We start from the raw sequence: 14712 nt of genomic DNA, 5'->3' as shown, positions 1-14712 counted from the left end.
CCCCTGAAAGGACATCCTGGAGAATTGCCAGCCGAACGACGCACGTATTCGACCAAGAGGGCGCTCCCGATGCGGCGGGAATTCAGGGCGGGTCGGTGACGGCCCAGATCGTCCACGTGGGTTCCATCGCAACGCGACACCATCATGTCGTAGTGGACGGGCCATCCGGTGACCCGCTGACCTTCGTAAATCAGTCCTGCTCAGGCGCCCTGCCGTCGCCTCCAGGCTGCCGGCGGCTCGCCTGTGGCACGCGTGAAGACGCGCGTGAGGTGGCTCTGATCGGAGAAGCCGCAGAGATCCGCGATCTGTGCGATCGACAGGTCCTCGTCGCGCAGGAAGGTCTGTGCCTGCTCGAGGCGACGGCCCAGGAGCCACTGATACGGGGGGACGCCGGTCGTCAGACGAAAGGCGCGAGCGAAGTGGCTGGTCGAGAGCCCGCACTCCGCCGCGAGCGTCCCAAGCGATATCTCGTTGGCCAGATTGGCGTCGATCAGTTCCTTGGCGCGTCGCTCCTGCCAGCGTGCGAGATGGCCCCGGCCCGCCGGTTTCACGTGCACGACTTCGGCGTAGGAATTGACGACATGAGCGCCCAGCGACCAGCCCATGTGATCGAGGAACAGCTGATTGGGTTCGTTCGGTGCATTGAGGGCCGGGATCAGCGCCTGCACGACGCCGAGGATCGTCTGATCCGGCTCCGGCTCGCCCGGTTCGAACCGCAGGCTTTCCACCGTGCCGGAATGCCGGTCGTTCACCACCGCGTCGAGCGCCGAGCGCGGAACATGGATGTTGACGCAGTCGAATGCCGAGCGGAGGTGTGCGCTCCATTCCCGCTGGTAGTCGTACATCAGCACCATGCCCGCGGCCTGGCGGTTGAAGGCGAGTTTGCGCCCGCGCAGGAAGATGTCGCCGCGATAGTCACGCAGCTGGATCGAGATCATGAACGCGTCCTCGACCAGATGCGGGGTGGTCATTCCCGAATCTTCGAGATCGGACCGCAGCCGCGTCACCGTGATGGGGTGTTCGCCGGGACCGTTGAGACTGATCGACTGCACGCGGGGCGCGGGGACGTAGAGGTGGACCCGGTTCGTTTCGGGGTTCTGTCGCATCAGCAGGATCCTACGGCAATGAACCGCTGCGTCCCGTCGGTTCCGCAGATCGGTGCGACATCGCACCGTGTTCGTCGTGGTAGAATAGGCATGGCGTCGCTCGGCTTCTAATATCTCTTGGTATGGGGTGCGGAGCGCAGCGGAGACAGTTCCTCCTGGAGAGTGACGTATTCCTCGATGCTGGGAGGGACCTCCCCATCGGCTTCACCGACGCCGATCCCGTTTGCGGGAAACGTGAAGGAGATCACGGAGCCGAGGCCGGGCCTTCTCAGGATCCGGAGCTTGCCTCCATGGGCGACCACGGTCTCCCGGCAAGCCGCCAGTCGTCGTCTTTCTACTGAGACGATGCCGGCAGACGGTATTGCGGCAGGATCCAGTCGTTCAGGCCCGATGCTTCCGGCGTTGTCCTCGATGGCGACGATCACCTCGTCGTCGTGATGGCGGTTCGCCAGAATGGTGAGCCGCCGTTCAAGCGTCTCCTCGACCTTCAGCGCCTCGATCGCGACGGCCAGCAGCTGCATGAGGAGCTGCTGCATCGCGGCCCGGTCCGCCGTGATCTCGGGAAGATCGTCAGCGATGAGCAGCTCGTGGTCGATTCCCGCCGCGGAAAGTTCGTTCGCCATGAGCAGCGCCGTCTCGTCGATGAGATCGGCGAGCGAGAGGGATTCGAGGGACGTTCCGGACTTCCGGAGGAAGTCCCTGGCCAAGCGGATGATGATCGCCGACCGATCGTTGGCGAGGAGGACGTTTCGTATCGACTTGCGGACTTCCATCAGATCGGGATCGGCTCGCCCGAGCCAACGCACCGTGGACTCCGCGCTGATCTGGACCGTGCTCAGGTGCTCGCACAGTTCGTCGACGATGGCCGTCGTGAGTATGCCCATGGCGTCTGCGTCGATCGAAGTCCTTGCGAGCGCTCCTTCGTCGGATCGTTCGGGAACCGAGGACTTGTAGGGCGAGATGTCGACCGCGCTCATCAACACTCCGACGTCTCCGGTCGGATCGTCCGGAAAGTCGAAGGAGACGACGACGCAGATCGCTTCGCCGTCGGCCGTCTCGAGTTCCGTCTCGGTCTCGAAGCCGACGTCCCCGTGCAGATAGGCGCGAACCGCCGCCAGGGCGACGGCATCGTCGAACGGAGGAAGGTACCGGGACGCAGCCTCGTCCGGCGTTACGCGTTCGGTGAAGACGATCGCAGCGCCGTTGGCGGCGATCGTCCTGATCGTCGATGCGAACTCGCCGATCTCGGCGTCGCCGGACGTGGCGAAGTCGCTGCGTGGCGCCATCCCGGCGAGGCGTCGTCGGATCGGGGACCAGTCCTGTTCCCAGAAGGGAATGCGGCTGAAGCGGAATCGGTTGCCGCCTTGCGCGTCGGCGGGACCGATGCCGGGGCCTGCGGAGATCCGTCGATGGCCGAACGCGATCAATCCCGTGGAAAGTACGAGGAGAGACGCAAGCGCCGCTTCGTGAAGTGAACCGAAGAGGCTGTGGGGCCAGAGCGACATGGCGAGGGCGGCGACCAGCGACACGAGCCCAGCACCGATCCATGCCCGGCCAGCGACGAGCGTCGCCCGGACCGCATGGTCGTCCTCGATCTTCATCACGCTGCTCCACCGCAGCGGATGGTTCGCCCGTTGCGTACGCAGGCCATCGGCCTTCGCTTCGGGCGCGTCTCAAACGATCCTGCGCTTTTATTACGAAGCCGTCGCAATAGTGGTCGGTGCAACCATCGGCGAGGACGTTCGGGGAACGAATAAGCCGCTTTCTGTCGCCGGCGCTCTCACTCGCGCCGCGCCCCCGCTGGGGTCGCGCCGTGACCGAAGAGCCGGCGGATGCCGGCGAGTATGGCGCCGGGCCCGGCCGAGGGTGCCCCCGCCTGCGTGGCGACGGCTCGTTCAGCGAGGCACAGTCCGCGCTGGACGGACTGCTCGAACGCCTGGGTCAGTTCGGCGTTGTCTCGAAGCAGAGGCGACAGGACGTCGCGCGACAACTCGTAGACGACGGTTCGGGTGCAGGCTGCCGCATCGGCGGTGTGGGGGGCGCCGGTGAGCATGCTGATCTCGCCGATGTATTCGGCGGCGCCGATGCGGCCGATCAGCAGTTGCGCACCGTTGCCGGCAGCGCGCTTTATCTCGAGCACGCCGGAAGCCACCACGTACAACCTATCGTCTTCGGCGCCTTCCCGGAAAAGCAGATCACCTTCCTCCAGCGTACGTCTCTTCATCTGCCTCGCGACGTCCCCGCGCTGCGCTTCGGTGAGGGGATCGAAGAGCGTGATCTGGCTCACCAGCGCCGTCGCGGTTCCTGCCCGGGGATCCACCTCCTCGCCGACGCCCGCTTCGTCCTCCGCCAGCAGCGCCGCGTATCGCAACTGCCTGTGCACATGCAGAAGCAGAAGGCTCTTCGTGCGTCCGATCATCGAAGACCCGGCGACGAAGAAGTCGACGGCGTAGGTCGTGCTGCGCATGCCGAGGCTGGAGATCGTGACCGAAGGGGCAGGCGTCTCGAGCGCATCCGGACACAGCAGGACGGCCTGCCGCAGAACATGCATCATCCACTCGGGGGACTCCGCTGCAGGGCGGACGAGTTGCAGTCTGGTCGCACGGCGCTCCGTCGGGAAGCTCCGGTTCACGATCTGCGCCTTCGCCACGACGCTGTTCGGTATCGTGGCCACGTCCTCGCCGTCGGTCAGTATCCGGATCGACCGCCAGTTCACCTGGACGACGACGCCCTCGACGCCTTCCCCGAGCGAGATCCGGTGGCCGACGGCGAACGGATGCTCGATGCCGACGGCGACGCCCGAAAAGACGTCCGACAAGGTGTTCTGCAAGGCCAGACCGATGACGACCGCCATGATGCCCGACGTGGCGACGAGACCGTTGACCGGCAGGAGCAGGACGAAGTTCAGCACCACTAGGAAGGCCGCGATGTAGATCGCCGCGCAGAGCAGGTCCGAAGTGATGCGGGCCTCTCGCGAAGCCTCGTCGTGACCGAGGATGCGATCGACGATCAGGGCCAGCAGACGCGCCGCCGCGAACCACCAGACGATCCCGAGGGCTCGCAGCCAGTGCCCCTCCGGTCCCATGGGGACCGTATCACCCGTGAGAAGAGGCGAGGTGCCGGACCAGTACAGCAGCGAGGCCGGAACCGTCACCAGCAGGGCCAGGAAGCCCGCTCGCACGCCCAGCGGTCTCGAACGTACGGCGAGGGCCCCCGCGGCAGTCGTGATGAGAAGAACGATCGGGAGGAGGAAGGAATACATGTTCGTTTCTCGCATTGTCCGGACCGCTCGACCAGCGGATCGAAGACCGATCGACGGATCGGCCTCGGCCGAACTGCATCGATGTCATCCGGCGGCAGCCCGTTCAAGCTGATCGAAAGCATGGGGTCGGCGGTGAGCAGCCTGACGGTTCCGCCAGACCGACGGACGTCCGACGACCACTGCGACGATGACGCCGCCGCCGCCGCTACGATCCATGTCGGACGAGCAGGCGTCGATCCGACTCGTCCTGACCGTTCAGCCGTCCGGTCCTTTCGTGTTCGTATGATCCAAGACCGAGCGCGGGCCGTCGGTCAGTCAGTTCGACTTCCACCACGCCCAAAACCACCTCGAGGAACAGCGCATGAAGATCAGAACGACCTTGCACGCGGCGGGAGCCGTCGCCGCCGCCTGCATGATCGTCGCCGTCGCGACGGCCAGCGTGGATACGTCGCGAAAGCCGGGAGGCGTCTATCTCCTGAAGCCGGGCATCTTCGTAGCGAAGGGCTCTTCCTGCCGTGAGCCGGCGAACGCCGCGATCCGGCAGTATGACGGTAGAGGGATCAGCACCGCACACACCAGGTCCTGCGTGGCTCGGATACTGTCGCGCAGGGGAAGCACGTTCGACGTCAGCCAGTCCTGCATCGATGCAGGCGCGGGCCGTGCGCCAAGAGTGGTCGAGCGGCAGACCGTATCCGTCCAGGACGCACTCACGTTCTCGACAGGTCGAGCACGCGGAGCGACGACCTACCGGTATTGTCCGATCGACCAACTGCCGGTCGAGTTGAGGAAGCAGGCTCGGTGACGGAGGCGGACGGACGCTCGGGGCCTTCATCCTCTGGACAGGCATCGAGCGTCGGCTCCCTCGGCGCACCCCACAGGATCCGACGTCCGACCGGATCGTCCTCGTCTGTGAAGTCGATTCCAAGCTCATGTGGAACGCAGCCTGGTTATCAACCCACTGCTCAACCGTCATATCGTCTGCAAGGGCAGGCAGGATGTCGATGGTCGATGCAGACGGCGTTCGGATCTTCGACTTCGTCCTGACGGGTGACGATCCGAGGACGACCACGGGGCTCGGTCCTCAGACGGTCCTCTCGTCAGCCCTCAGGGCCTCGCACCCGACTGGAACTCTTGAAAGGAATCGAACATGGATCTGCAACTCGAAGGCAAGACCGCTCTCGTCACCGGATCAACCGCCGGCATCGGCCTGGAAATCGCCCGACGCCTCAAGGACGAAGGTGCGGATGTGATAGTCTGCGGCCGCAATCAGGCGAAGCTCGATGCCGCCGTGGCGGAAACCGGTGCGAGGGGCGTGCTGGCGGATCCGGCGACGGCCGATGGCGCTGAGCGCCTGGTCGCCGCGGTTCCCGAAGTCGACATACTCGTGAACAATCTCGGCATCTACGAGGCCAAGCTGTTCGGTGAGATCACGGACGACGACTGGCGACGGTTCTTCGAAGTCAACGTGCTCTCCGGCGTGCGGCTGTCACGAGCCTACTTTCCCGGCATGATCCGTCGCGACTGGGGACGCGTGATCTTCATCGCCAGCGAGTCCGGCGTGATGGTGCCGCCGGATATGATCCACTACGGCATGACGAAGACAGCGCAGCTCTCGATATCGAGGGGACTCGCTGGACTGACGAAGGGTACGCGGGTGACCGTGAACACGGTGATGCCCGGTACAACGCGTTCGGAGGGTATCGTCGACTTCCTGAGGAGCGTCGCCGAGGATCCGGATGCTCCGACGGAAGAGATCGAGCGTGCCTTCTTCGCCAAGGACCGTGCGACGTCGCTAATTCAGCGGATGATCGAGCCACAGGAGATCGCGACACTAGTGGCATATGTCGCAAGTCCGCTTTCCTCAGCTACGAATGGCGCAGCGCTGCGGGTCGACGGCGGCATCACGCCAACCATCTTCTAGGGGCAAAACTGCAGCGCGTACGTCTGTTACGCTTTCACCAAGTCAGGCCTTAATATGGTCTTTCGGCATGGCGAGGACGTGTCCACCGCGCCTAGGCTCACGACTCGTGAATCATAGCCAGAAGATGACGGTGACGTGCGACCCGAACGAGCTTGTCGCGCCGATCCATCCGACGGCGACGATCACGTTTCTTCGCCCTCAAGACCACGAACGTTGGTTGTCTGGCAGCTACGACGACGTGATCGCGTTGCAGAAGCCCTACCCGGCGAACGCGATGACCGTCCGCCGGCCGGTGTTCCCGTCCCGAAAGGGTGCGAAAATTGGCTGAGGGCAGGGCAGTGTCGGACCGCGACGTCTGGGAGAAGGCCTTAGCGATCGTTTCCCAGTTCGGGGACGACGATGGCGACCAGTTCGCGACGCGGCTATTCGGCATGCTCGAGGACGTCGAAGCGCTTAAAGATTGGCGGAGGATCGCCGCTGCGGTCGACGTGATCGCCGGGGCGTCGAAGCAGTAGCGAGACGTTCGCGAGGCTCGCTCCCGGGCGTGACCTACGCATTCGGCTGGCACGGAGCGAGGGGATAGCACGGCGGCGGTTGAACGAACTGGCCAAAGGTGGCGCCGTCGGGACGCCGACGGCCATGCCCTTGCGCCGGGGCTCAACCGCCTCGACCGCGTTCGACGGTACGCTTTCGAAGTTCGGCGACCAGCCGCTCGAGCACCACGGTGCCCACTGCGCGCGCCTGCTTCATCGGCATGTCCCGTAGCGCTCCGGCAGTATGGACGCCGAGATCCGCGAGCTTGCGCGCCGTCGCTCCGCCGACCCCCCAGACGTCGCCCACCGCGAAGCGCTGCATCACGTCGCGGCGCGTCTCCTCGTCTCGCAGATCGGCGACGCCTTCGAACCGCGGATCCTTATTGGCGGTCGCGTTGGCGAGTTTGGCCAGCGTCTTGGTGTCGGCGATGCCGACGCAAGTCGGAATGGTCGTCCATTGCTGGACCTGCGCCCGCATCGCTTGGGCGTGCGCGACGAGATCGCGCTGTTCGAAGCCGGCGAGATCGAGGAACGTCTCGTCGATCGAATATATCTCGAAGTCGCGGGCGAACGGCTCGCAGGCGGCGATCACGCGGCGCTGCATGTCGCCGTAGAGCGGTAGTTCGACGAACGGACCTTGATGCCGTGTTCTCGTACCTTGTCGCGCAAGTGGTGGATGGGATCGCCCATCTTGATGCCCAGTGCCTTGGCCTCCGCCGAGCAGGCGATGGCGCAGCCGTCGTTGTTGGAAAGGACGATCACGGGCACGCCGATCAGGCTCGCGTCGAACGCGCGTTCGCACGAGACGTAGTAGTTTTTGCAGTCGATCAGCGCGATCGGCGGGCTCATGCCATCCTGCGCGCGACGCCGACGACGGTGCCCCAGATCTCGACGTGCTCGTCAACGAGTATCTCGGCGTAACCCTCGGCTTCGGGCACGAGCCAGTGGCGTCCGTTGACAAGGTGCGGGCGTTTCAGCGTCCGCTCCCCGTGGACGGGGGCGACGACGATCGCGCCCGGGCGCGGTGCCTTGGCCCGGTTCACGATGAGGAGATCGCCGTCGTTGATGCCGGCACCCGCCATCGATCGGCCCTCGACGCGCATGACATAGCTGGCGGCCGGATGCTGGACCAGCTACGCGCCGAGGTCGATCGGGTCCTGCATGTCGTCCTGGGCCGGCGAGGGGAAACCGGCCGGGATGTCGGACAGAAAGAACGGCACCTCGCTGCTCGCGAGTTCGAACGGGACGTCGTGGAGACGTAGCGACGTCTCATCCCGGTTCGTGGGTACTACGACCGCACGCGATTGAGTGTTCCGCACCATGCTACCGGACCGACGTGGGGACGGATCGAGTGTTCCGAGCCGCCAGGAGGTCGGAGACTTCCTGTGCCGTCATCAGACACCCGACCGGGTTGGGGCGCTCGGCCCCGCCAGAACCACATGCCACTGTCGAAGCCGGCAGCTCGCGTTCGTCGTGAATGGCGCGCGCCCTCGCGCGCGGCCCTTGGTCGTACCGCATCTCATCGCTCCAGCCGTGTCGAACCGCGGTGAAGCGGCCGTCCCTTAGCTAGGCGCTCTTCGTGTCGATCTCAAGAACATTGCAAGAACATCCGGCGGGTGCGATGAGTGTGGCATTGACCTGAAAAATGCGATGATGATCAATTACGACGACAGCGAGCCGGGGCCAAAGCCGGCGTTTGGAAAATGGCTATTGGGCCAGCGCGATCGGGGGGATTGGGTCGACGGCATCGCCGAGGCGGCCCGGGCGGATCGGACGTTTCCAAAGGGGGGAGATCCCGAAGCCGTACGGGCCCACCTTCGCAAGCAGCAGGCGGATGGCGACGCGTTCGCGGCCATCGACGATGCCGAAAGCGACTGGATGGCCGACTAGAGATCGGCCGACGCGGTCAGGACGGCTCGTCGCCATGCGCTTGACAACCGCCGCGCACCGTGCATCGAGACCGATGGCGCTCGATGGCGCTCGATGGCGCTCGATGGCGCTCGATGGCGCTCGATGGCGCTCGATGGCGCTCGATGGCGTCTCTGGCAGCGTAGTCGTCGCCCGTGCCGCTCTCGGTTACGAAAGGTAGCGGAGACTTCGGCGATCGCGATGCGGCGACGGCCGGAAGCCCCGGCCTCAGCCGCAATTTTCGGTGAGGTACGCCGTCAGATCGCGAACGGTTTCCGGGAGCGCCCGGTAGATGATGTTGCGTCCGGCACGACGCGACGCGGTCAGTCCTGCATGCGACAGGATCGTCAGGTGGGCGGACATCGTGTTCGCCGGAGTGCCGGTGCGCTCCGCCAGCTCGCCGGCGGTCAGGCCGTCGGGCCCCGCCGCTGTCAGGATCGTGAGAACAGCCAGCCGGGTCGGCTGTGCGAGGGCGCTCATGACGGTGATCGCATTAGTTACTTCCATGTGTCTAGAATAGCCGAACAAATTGTTAACGCAAGACGGCGGAAGGCGTATTTTCAATATCTTCCGCTCTCTGTCTCCTCGCTCACGGTGCTCCCACGTTTTCCGAGGTGATTGATCCGATCCAAAAGGACGTGGAGGATGACCTAAAGGACGATGGCGGGCCTCGGACGTCTCACCAGCGAGCTGGTTGTTGCGATGTCCGGTGCCTTAAGTCGGTCATGCTTCGAGGTTCGATGGCCGGTTGCGGGAACATCCTGGCGACGGTCGTGCGACGGCGAGTGACTCGTACCTAAGCCGCTGGCCGGATCACGCGGGCGGGGTGAATGACGTCCAGGCGTACGCTTTCGCACCAGACGACATGATGCTGGCTCGCACGTTCGAGGGTTGTCTTCGGTCAAACTGATCTTATTGGCCGGATAGAGAGCAGGCAGTCCGATCGGATCACGCGCGAATACGTGGCGAGTCGGCGAACTGAACCATTTGCCCATGCCGGGAATGGCCGCCATTAGGAACTGAGCGGTGCGCAAAGGGGGGGACGAGATTGCCGAAGCTGTCCGGGTCCGCCTTCGCGTCCGCTTGGCTCGATAAGTTTGACGAGGTCGAGCGCGTCACTGCGACCCTTCTGATTGACGAAATAATGCTGGTGCGGCGCGACGAGCTGCATCGCGGACTCGTGGGTTTGTTGGATACGGTTGCGGCGGGTCGATCCGACCATGCCAGACCACTGGCGCTGTTTGCCGAGCGGGCGGTGGTGAAGACGGGCGAGGAGATCGATCCGTTCTTTCCCGGCGGCGACAGGGGGCGGGCGACCGGGGCGGGCGTGCCGGCCATCGCGCCCGACGACCCGCAAGTGGGCAGCGAGGGCACGGTCGCGAACCTGATCACGAGCTATTCCCGTCTTCATGGCGGCTCGGTCCTGTCGCATCCAGGACCCGACGCCATGCGCAAGGAGAAGGTGGGGCCGATCGTCATCGTGACGGACTTCATCGGGTCCGGAAAGCGTGTGACCGAGATGCTGGAGGCGTTCGCCCGCGTGGCGACGCTGCAGAGCTGGCGATCCTACGATTACGTTAGCTTTCACGTCGTCGCGTATTCCGGAACGATCGAGGGGATCGCCACTGTGCGGGCAAGCCGATTGCGACCCCGGGTACATGTTGTGACCGGTTGCCCCACGATCCACGATGTCTTCGACGGGGCAGAGCTCGTGCAAGTCTCCGATCTCTGCCGCCGCTACCCTGGACGTCAGCGTTATCCCCTCGGATTCAACAATGGCGGAGCGCTGATTGCCTTCGCGCACGGCGTGCCCAACAACGCTCCGTACATCCTGCATTCGACGAAGGGAGGCTGGCAGCCGCTGTTTCGGGAGCGCAGCACCTTGGGCGCCGATTATGACTTCCCCGTCGACGCCGCCGAACAGTTGATGGAGCGGGCCGCCGCCCTGCTTCGAATCAAGGCGGCACGCGATCGGCTGGATCGCCCCGTCGGCGAGCGCTGGATCAGGACGATGCTGGTGCTGGCCGCCATCGAGAAGGGCCCGTCGTCGGCACAGGCCATCTCGGCTCTCTCGCGCGTGTCGCTGAAGCGCGTCGACGAGATCACCGGCTATCTGGTCATTGCCCGCTGGGCATCGCAACGGGGTCGGCGCTTCTCGCTGACTGATCTCGGACGGCGCGAGCTCCTTCGCCTACGCAGGCGGCGCAGTCGCGAACCGGTGCTTCCCACGAACAGCAAGCCGTTCTACTATCCAACGCAGCTGAGGAGTCGGTGAGGCCGGCTAGGAATGCGCCGCGCGAGCGGCGACTGGTCCTCTTGGGATCTGGAGCGTCGGATTTCCGGCGTTCGAAAAGTGGAGCTGGGCCTTCGCGCTGCGCGAGACTGCACGTCACGCCGGTCGGGGCCTTGGTTGCGACGCGCAGTCCCACCCCCCGGGGTGGGTCGAAGTAGATGCCCGCGCCGGCTCCTCAGCGCTACCGATCGGAAGGCAGGCGTAAGGGTGTTCCGCCGGACGTGCTGGCCAACGCGCTCGCGTCGATCAGCCGGATACGCGACACCGACCCACGTATCGAGCCGGTCCTCACGTTGCGCCATCTGGCGTTTCTGACCGACGTGCCATACCGCTATCTTCGGCAGGTGGTGGCCCGGAGTGCAGCCACTGGCTACCGCACATTCCGTCTGAAGAAGCGCGTGCCGGGTCGCAGTCGCATGCGCACGATCAGCGTTCCGCCCCCGTCGCTGAAGGAGGTTCAGCGCTGGATCGTCGAGAACGTGATCCAGCACGTGGCGCCGCACGAGGCGAGCTACGCCTTCCATCCCGGATCAAGTCCCTATCTCGCTGCGGAAGAGCACTGCGAGTGCTCGTTCCTGCTCAAGGTCGACGTACAGGATTTCTTCCACAGCATCGGCGAAGGCAGTGTCGCCGCAGTCTTCGAGGCGATCGGGTTTCAGAAGCTGATCTCGTTCGAAATGGCGCGACTGGTGACGAGGCCGATCCCATCGTCCAAGCCAGCTCCCGATCCTGCTGCAAGATGGGTGGCGATCCCATATTACAACTATCCTCACGAAGGCGTGCTGCCACAGGGCGCTCCGACAAGTCCCATGCTGGCGAACCTCGTCATGCGTCACGCCGACCAGCGACTCGCCAACCTAGCAACGAGGATGGGCATGCGCTACACGCGATACGCCGACGATCTGGCGTTTTCCGCCCCACATGGCTCGGCGATCGCGCTTGCCGATATGCGCCGGTGCCGGACGCAGGTGTTACGCATCCTCAACGAGTACGGTTTCAGCCCGAACCTCCGCAAGACGGTTATCCGCGGCCCGGGTTCTCGGCGGATCGTTCTCGGCATGCTTGTCGACGGCGACCGGCCGCGCCTCGCTCGTGAGTTCAAGGACAACCTTCGGCTACATCTCCACTATCTCACCGCACCATCGCATGGGCCGGCGGCGCATGCGATGGCGAGGAAGACCGGAGTGTCGAGCATGTATCACCATGTCCGCGGTCTGATATCCTGGGCGCAGTGCGTCGACCCTGAGTATGCGGCGGATGCACTGGCCCTCTTCCGCACTGCCAACTGGCCGCTGGTCCAGCCTCGCTGGTCCGGAGCGTCGGACGACGACTGAAACCTTCCACGGAAGGAGTTCGACGCGAGATCTTCGAGGCTCGCGCGGGCCGCACAGCCGCCGATGGCCTTTCGGAGGTGCACTCGACTGAGCCCCTACTCGGATACCTCGTATCCTGAAGTCGCTCAGCGCAAACGGATCGCGACCGGATGCAAGCGATGGTTTGGGCGCTAGGCTCCCGCGAGTGGTCGAAACGCGGCTGTCCGATCGGCGGCGGCCAGCAGAGGTATGGCCAAGAAGATTCCGTCGTCTGATGCCTGAGAAAGACGGGTGACGGGATCGTAGACGTGCGGGTGCCTACGGCAAACCTGAGCAATTCTCGACTTAATTAGCCAGACCTTGTTGGATCGGGCGTGAGACGGCCTAGAGTTTAGCTAGGGCGGCAGCAGTGCCTGCGGCGATCGGCCCGGATACATGCGCAAGGGCTCTTTGCATCACCGGACCGGGAGCGATGTCGTAGGCGAAGCCTCGCTGGCCGAGCGCGAGCGAGACGGCATGCTTGCCGAATGTCGCAGCGACTGCGGTCCGGAAACCTAGCGTCTGGCCGGCCAACGAGTCGAAGATGGCCGTCTCAGCAGACGGGTGCGCAAAGCCGTAGCGAGCCAGTGCCTGCCGGGCCGTAGCGTCGTCGACGAGCGCGCCATAGTAGACGGTGCCGTCAAGCGTACAGGCGAATATCTCGTCCATGGGCTGATCGGGGTCGAGCAAGCAGTTCCAGTCGGGATGGGAGAGGCTCTCCCCGCTCGGATGATTGTGGTGGATGACCAAGTGGCCGCCGCCTGCCCAATGGGTTTTCATCGCAGTGTCCGAGTTGGTGCCGTCCGTGCGCTCGTCGGTTCGGAAGGCGACCTGAGCCTGCGTGCCGGCATCGAGAGCCGCCATCCATTCCCACCCCGTCGCCAAGCCCATCATCGTCAGCCCGTCGATGACCGCGACCTCGCTAGAAGTAAGCCTCCTCACTTTCCGAACTCCCGCGTTGCAACCAGGACCAGCTACCTGGTCCGATACGGCAGGCCAAGCCATGAGTCGGGTTCATGGCGCCATCGGTTTCGGCGCAAGCGGGCGCACGGTCCGCATTCGGATCTGGCGGTTAACCCAAAACCTTTATGGACTTCCCATTGAGAAGCTCTATGTTCCTGCCAGGAATATAAAGGTGAGTATGGTGCTGTTTGGAAATACCGGCCAGATAACGGCTTGGACCAGTTTCTGTGCAATTCTGCTTCGCGAGGCGCGCGCGGAACGTGGCTTGCATCAGGCTCAGGTTGCTGACGCTTTGGGTCAGACCGCCAGCGCGTGGACCAAGGTGGAAGCTGGTAAAAGCCCTCTTCAATTTGAGACGCTTTTCCGGGTCTGCTCCTATCTCGGTACGCAGCCATCGACTGTCATGGGCGTCGCCGAGCGTTACGGGATGATATTTCAGCAGAACGGTTGGGCTGTCTTATTCAATCAATCCAACTCGTTGGAACAGGATCATCTCTTCACCTTGGCTCAGGCATATTGGGCATCCCCAGGTGGCAAAACTTCAGCACCGAGTGTTTTCAATTTCACATCTATTTTGAGCGGGCCAACGTATAACCCGAATGGCACTGTCAATATCGCTCCAGTTTTTCAATACGCGTTGGATCTTAACTTCCGAGAGTGGCAAGATAACTACGAGCCGCTCGCGCTGAACATCGGCGGGAATGTAAATCTAACTGATCGTCGTAATTGAATGTAGGCTGTTTCTGGGAAGCGGAAGAGCAATCATGAACGTAGACCCAGATCTGGCGCGACACCGCGTGGAGCGTGATGTCGGTCAAGCGGAGAACGAGCCGGCGGGCAGCGAGCCACCATTGGTCGTCGCCATGATGTGGGCCGGAATGGTCATTTCCACACCCTACGTCGCGGAACGTGAGCATTCGCATCATATCGGCACGTCCCGAAGCCGAATAGAAGGAACGTGAGATGTCGAAGCCGCAGCCAGTCGCCGATCTTGCGGCCCGTCTGATCGCCGCCAGGAGTCAGGCCGCGATGGTCGCACTGTTGCGCGCCGAGGCACGTCCCCCCGCGTCGAAGGCGCTCGCGTCGGAGGTCAAGGCGCACGTCAATGTGCTGGAGCGCCATCTGGACGGTGACCGGCCACGCGAGGCTATCGCGACCGCGCTCTCCATGGTGTTCCTGGACGCGGATCACGCGATCGCCTGCATGCGGCGCGATGGGGTCCTGCGGGCGTCTCGTTACGGTTTTCGAGGTTCGCTGATCGGAAGGGTCGCCAAGGCCGCGCTCGAAGTCCGCAACCTGCTGGCCGCGTCGCCAGACCGGATCGCATATCTCGAATCGGTCGAGGGGCGTTAGCGCCGCGCCGGGCACCGCCGC

16 protein-coding genes and 1 pseudogene are annotated in these 14712 nt (G+C 64.1%); 9 read left to right on the top strand and 8 right to left on the bottom strand.

Going from position 1 to position 14712, the window contains the following annotated elements; translation table 11 throughout:
- Positions 1-200: 200 nt before the first annotated feature.
- The 3 genes from H8S47_RS09300 to H8S47_RS09290 form a co-directional block, all read right to left on the bottom strand.
- Positions 201-1106, bottom strand: a complete 906-nt coding sequence (locus H8S47_RS09300) for a helix-turn-helix domain-containing protein (protein ID WP_187503594.1) — start codon at positions 1104-1106, stop codon at positions 201-203.
- A gap of 107 nt (positions 1107-1213) precedes the next feature.
- Positions 1214-2707, bottom strand: coding sequence for an ATP-binding protein (locus H8S47_RS09295; protein WP_187503593.1), 1494 nt, complete (start codon positions 2705-2707; stop codon positions 1214-1216).
- A 179-nt stretch (positions 2708-2886) separates the two neighbouring features.
- Positions 2887-4383 (bottom strand): mechanosensitive ion channel family protein, encoded by a 1497-nt coding sequence (locus H8S47_RS09290; RefSeq protein ID WP_187503592.1) that lies wholly within the window; start codon positions 4381-4383, stop codon positions 2887-2889.
- Positions 4384-4729: 346 nt separating this feature from the next.
- Here H8S47_RS09290 and H8S47_RS09285 point away from each other — a divergent pair, with 346 nt between their 5' ends.
- The 4 genes from H8S47_RS09285 to H8S47_RS09270 all read left to right on the top strand — a co-directional run bounded on the left by H8S47_RS09285 (position 4730) and on the right by H8S47_RS09270 (position 6804).
- Positions 4730-5170, top strand: coding sequence for a hypothetical protein (locus H8S47_RS09285; protein ID WP_187503591.1), 441 nt, complete (start codon positions 4730-4732; stop codon positions 5168-5170).
- A gap of 345 nt (positions 5171-5515) precedes the next feature.
- Positions 5516-6289, top strand: coding sequence for an SDR family NAD(P)-dependent oxidoreductase (locus H8S47_RS09280; protein ID WP_187503590.1), 774 nt, complete (start codon positions 5516-5518; stop codon positions 6287-6289).
- 106 nt (positions 6290-6395) lie between these two features.
- Positions 6396-6617: an SOS response-associated peptidase family protein gene (locus H8S47_RS09275; protein WP_328805474.1), complete on the top strand. Its 222-nt coding sequence runs from the start codon at positions 6396-6398 to the stop codon at positions 6615-6617.
- A complete protein-coding gene (locus tag H8S47_RS09270; protein WP_187503663.1) occupies positions 6610-6804 on the top strand; it encodes a hypothetical protein in 195 nt (64 codons plus the stop codon). The genes H8S47_RS09275 and H8S47_RS09270 overlap by 8 nt, the downstream gene beginning before the upstream one ends.
- A gap of 142 nt (positions 6805-6946) precedes the next feature.
- Here the strand turns inward: H8S47_RS09270 and H8S47_RS09265 are convergent.
- The 3 genes and pseudogenes from H8S47_RS09265 to H8S47_RS09255 all read right to left on the bottom strand — a co-directional run bounded on the left by H8S47_RS09265 (position 6947) and on the right by H8S47_RS09255 (position 8144).
- Positions 6947-7671: pseudogene (locus H8S47_RS09265) on the bottom strand (Y-family DNA polymerase).
- The gene (locus tag H8S47_RS09260; protein WP_268933047.1) at positions 7668-7955 is read right to left on the bottom strand and encodes a LexA family protein; all 288 of its coding nucleotides are present in this window, start codon (positions 7953-7955) and stop codon (positions 7668-7670) included. The pseudogene H8S47_RS09265 and the gene H8S47_RS09260 overlap by 4 nt, the downstream one beginning before the upstream one ends.
- On the bottom strand, positions 7956-8144 hold the full coding sequence (locus H8S47_RS09255; protein ID WP_187503588.1) for a hypothetical protein: 189 nt from the start codon (positions 8142-8144) through the stop codon (positions 7956-7958). It lies immediately after the preceding gene.
- A 328-nt stretch (positions 8145-8472) separates the two neighbouring features.
- On the opposite strand from H8S47_RS09255, the gene H8S47_RS09250 reads away from it, so the two are divergent.
- On the top strand, positions 8473-8712 hold the full coding sequence (locus H8S47_RS09250) for a hypothetical protein (protein WP_187503587.1): 240 nt from the start codon (positions 8473-8475) through the stop codon (positions 8710-8712).
- 246 nt (positions 8713-8958) lie between these two features.
- Here the strand turns inward: H8S47_RS09250 and H8S47_RS09245 are convergent, their stop codons facing one another.
- Complete coding sequence (locus H8S47_RS09245; protein ID WP_235982719.1) at positions 8959-9210, bottom strand: ArsR/SmtB family transcription factor; 252 nt, start codon at positions 9208-9210, stop codon at positions 8959-8961.
- Between the two features lie 568 nt (positions 9211-9778).
- Between H8S47_RS09245 and H8S47_RS09240 the strand changes: the two genes are divergently transcribed.
- Together H8S47_RS09240 and H8S47_RS09235 are read left to right on the top strand one after the other, a co-directional pair.
- Positions 9779-11005 carry a phosphoribosyltransferase-like protein gene (locus tag H8S47_RS09240; protein ID WP_187503585.1) on the top strand — a complete coding sequence of 409 codons (1227 nt, stop codon included), beginning with the start codon at positions 9779-9781 and terminating at the stop codon, positions 11003-11005.
- A gap of 176 nt (positions 11006-11181) precedes the next feature.
- Positions 11182-12357, top strand: coding sequence for a reverse transcriptase family protein (locus tag H8S47_RS09235; RefSeq protein WP_187503584.1), 1176 nt, complete (start codon positions 11182-11184; stop codon positions 12355-12357).
- 363 nt (positions 12358-12720) lie between these two features.
- Here the strand turns inward: H8S47_RS09235 and H8S47_RS09230 are convergent, their stop codons facing one another.
- Positions 12721-13317, bottom strand: coding sequence for a hypothetical protein (locus H8S47_RS09230; RefSeq protein ID WP_187503583.1), 597 nt, complete (start codon positions 13315-13317; stop codon positions 12721-12723).
- A 61-nt stretch (positions 13318-13378) separates the two neighbouring features.
- Here H8S47_RS09230 and H8S47_RS09225 point away from each other — a divergent pair, with 61 nt between their 5' ends.
- Both H8S47_RS09225 and H8S47_RS09220 read left to right on the top strand, forming a co-directional pair.
- Entirely contained in the window at positions 13379-14068 is a 690-nt protein-coding gene (locus H8S47_RS09225) for a helix-turn-helix domain-containing protein (protein WP_214655016.1), read from the top strand.
- Positions 14069-14301: 233 nt separating this feature from the next.
- The gene (locus H8S47_RS09220) at positions 14302-14691 is read left to right on the top strand and encodes a hypothetical protein (RefSeq protein ID WP_187503582.1); all 390 of its coding nucleotides are present in this window, start codon (positions 14302-14304) and stop codon (positions 14689-14691) included.
- Positions 14692-14712: the final 21 nt, after the last annotated feature.

The organism is Sphingomonas albertensis (assembly GCF_014358075.1).
GTDB classification, from domain to species: Bacteria; Pseudomonadota; Alphaproteobacteria; order Sphingomonadales; family Sphingomonadaceae; genus Sphingomonas; species Sphingomonas albertensis.
The sequence above is the reverse complement of the archived record's forward strand: the minus strand, read 5'-3'. Positions and strand labels throughout refer to the sequence as shown.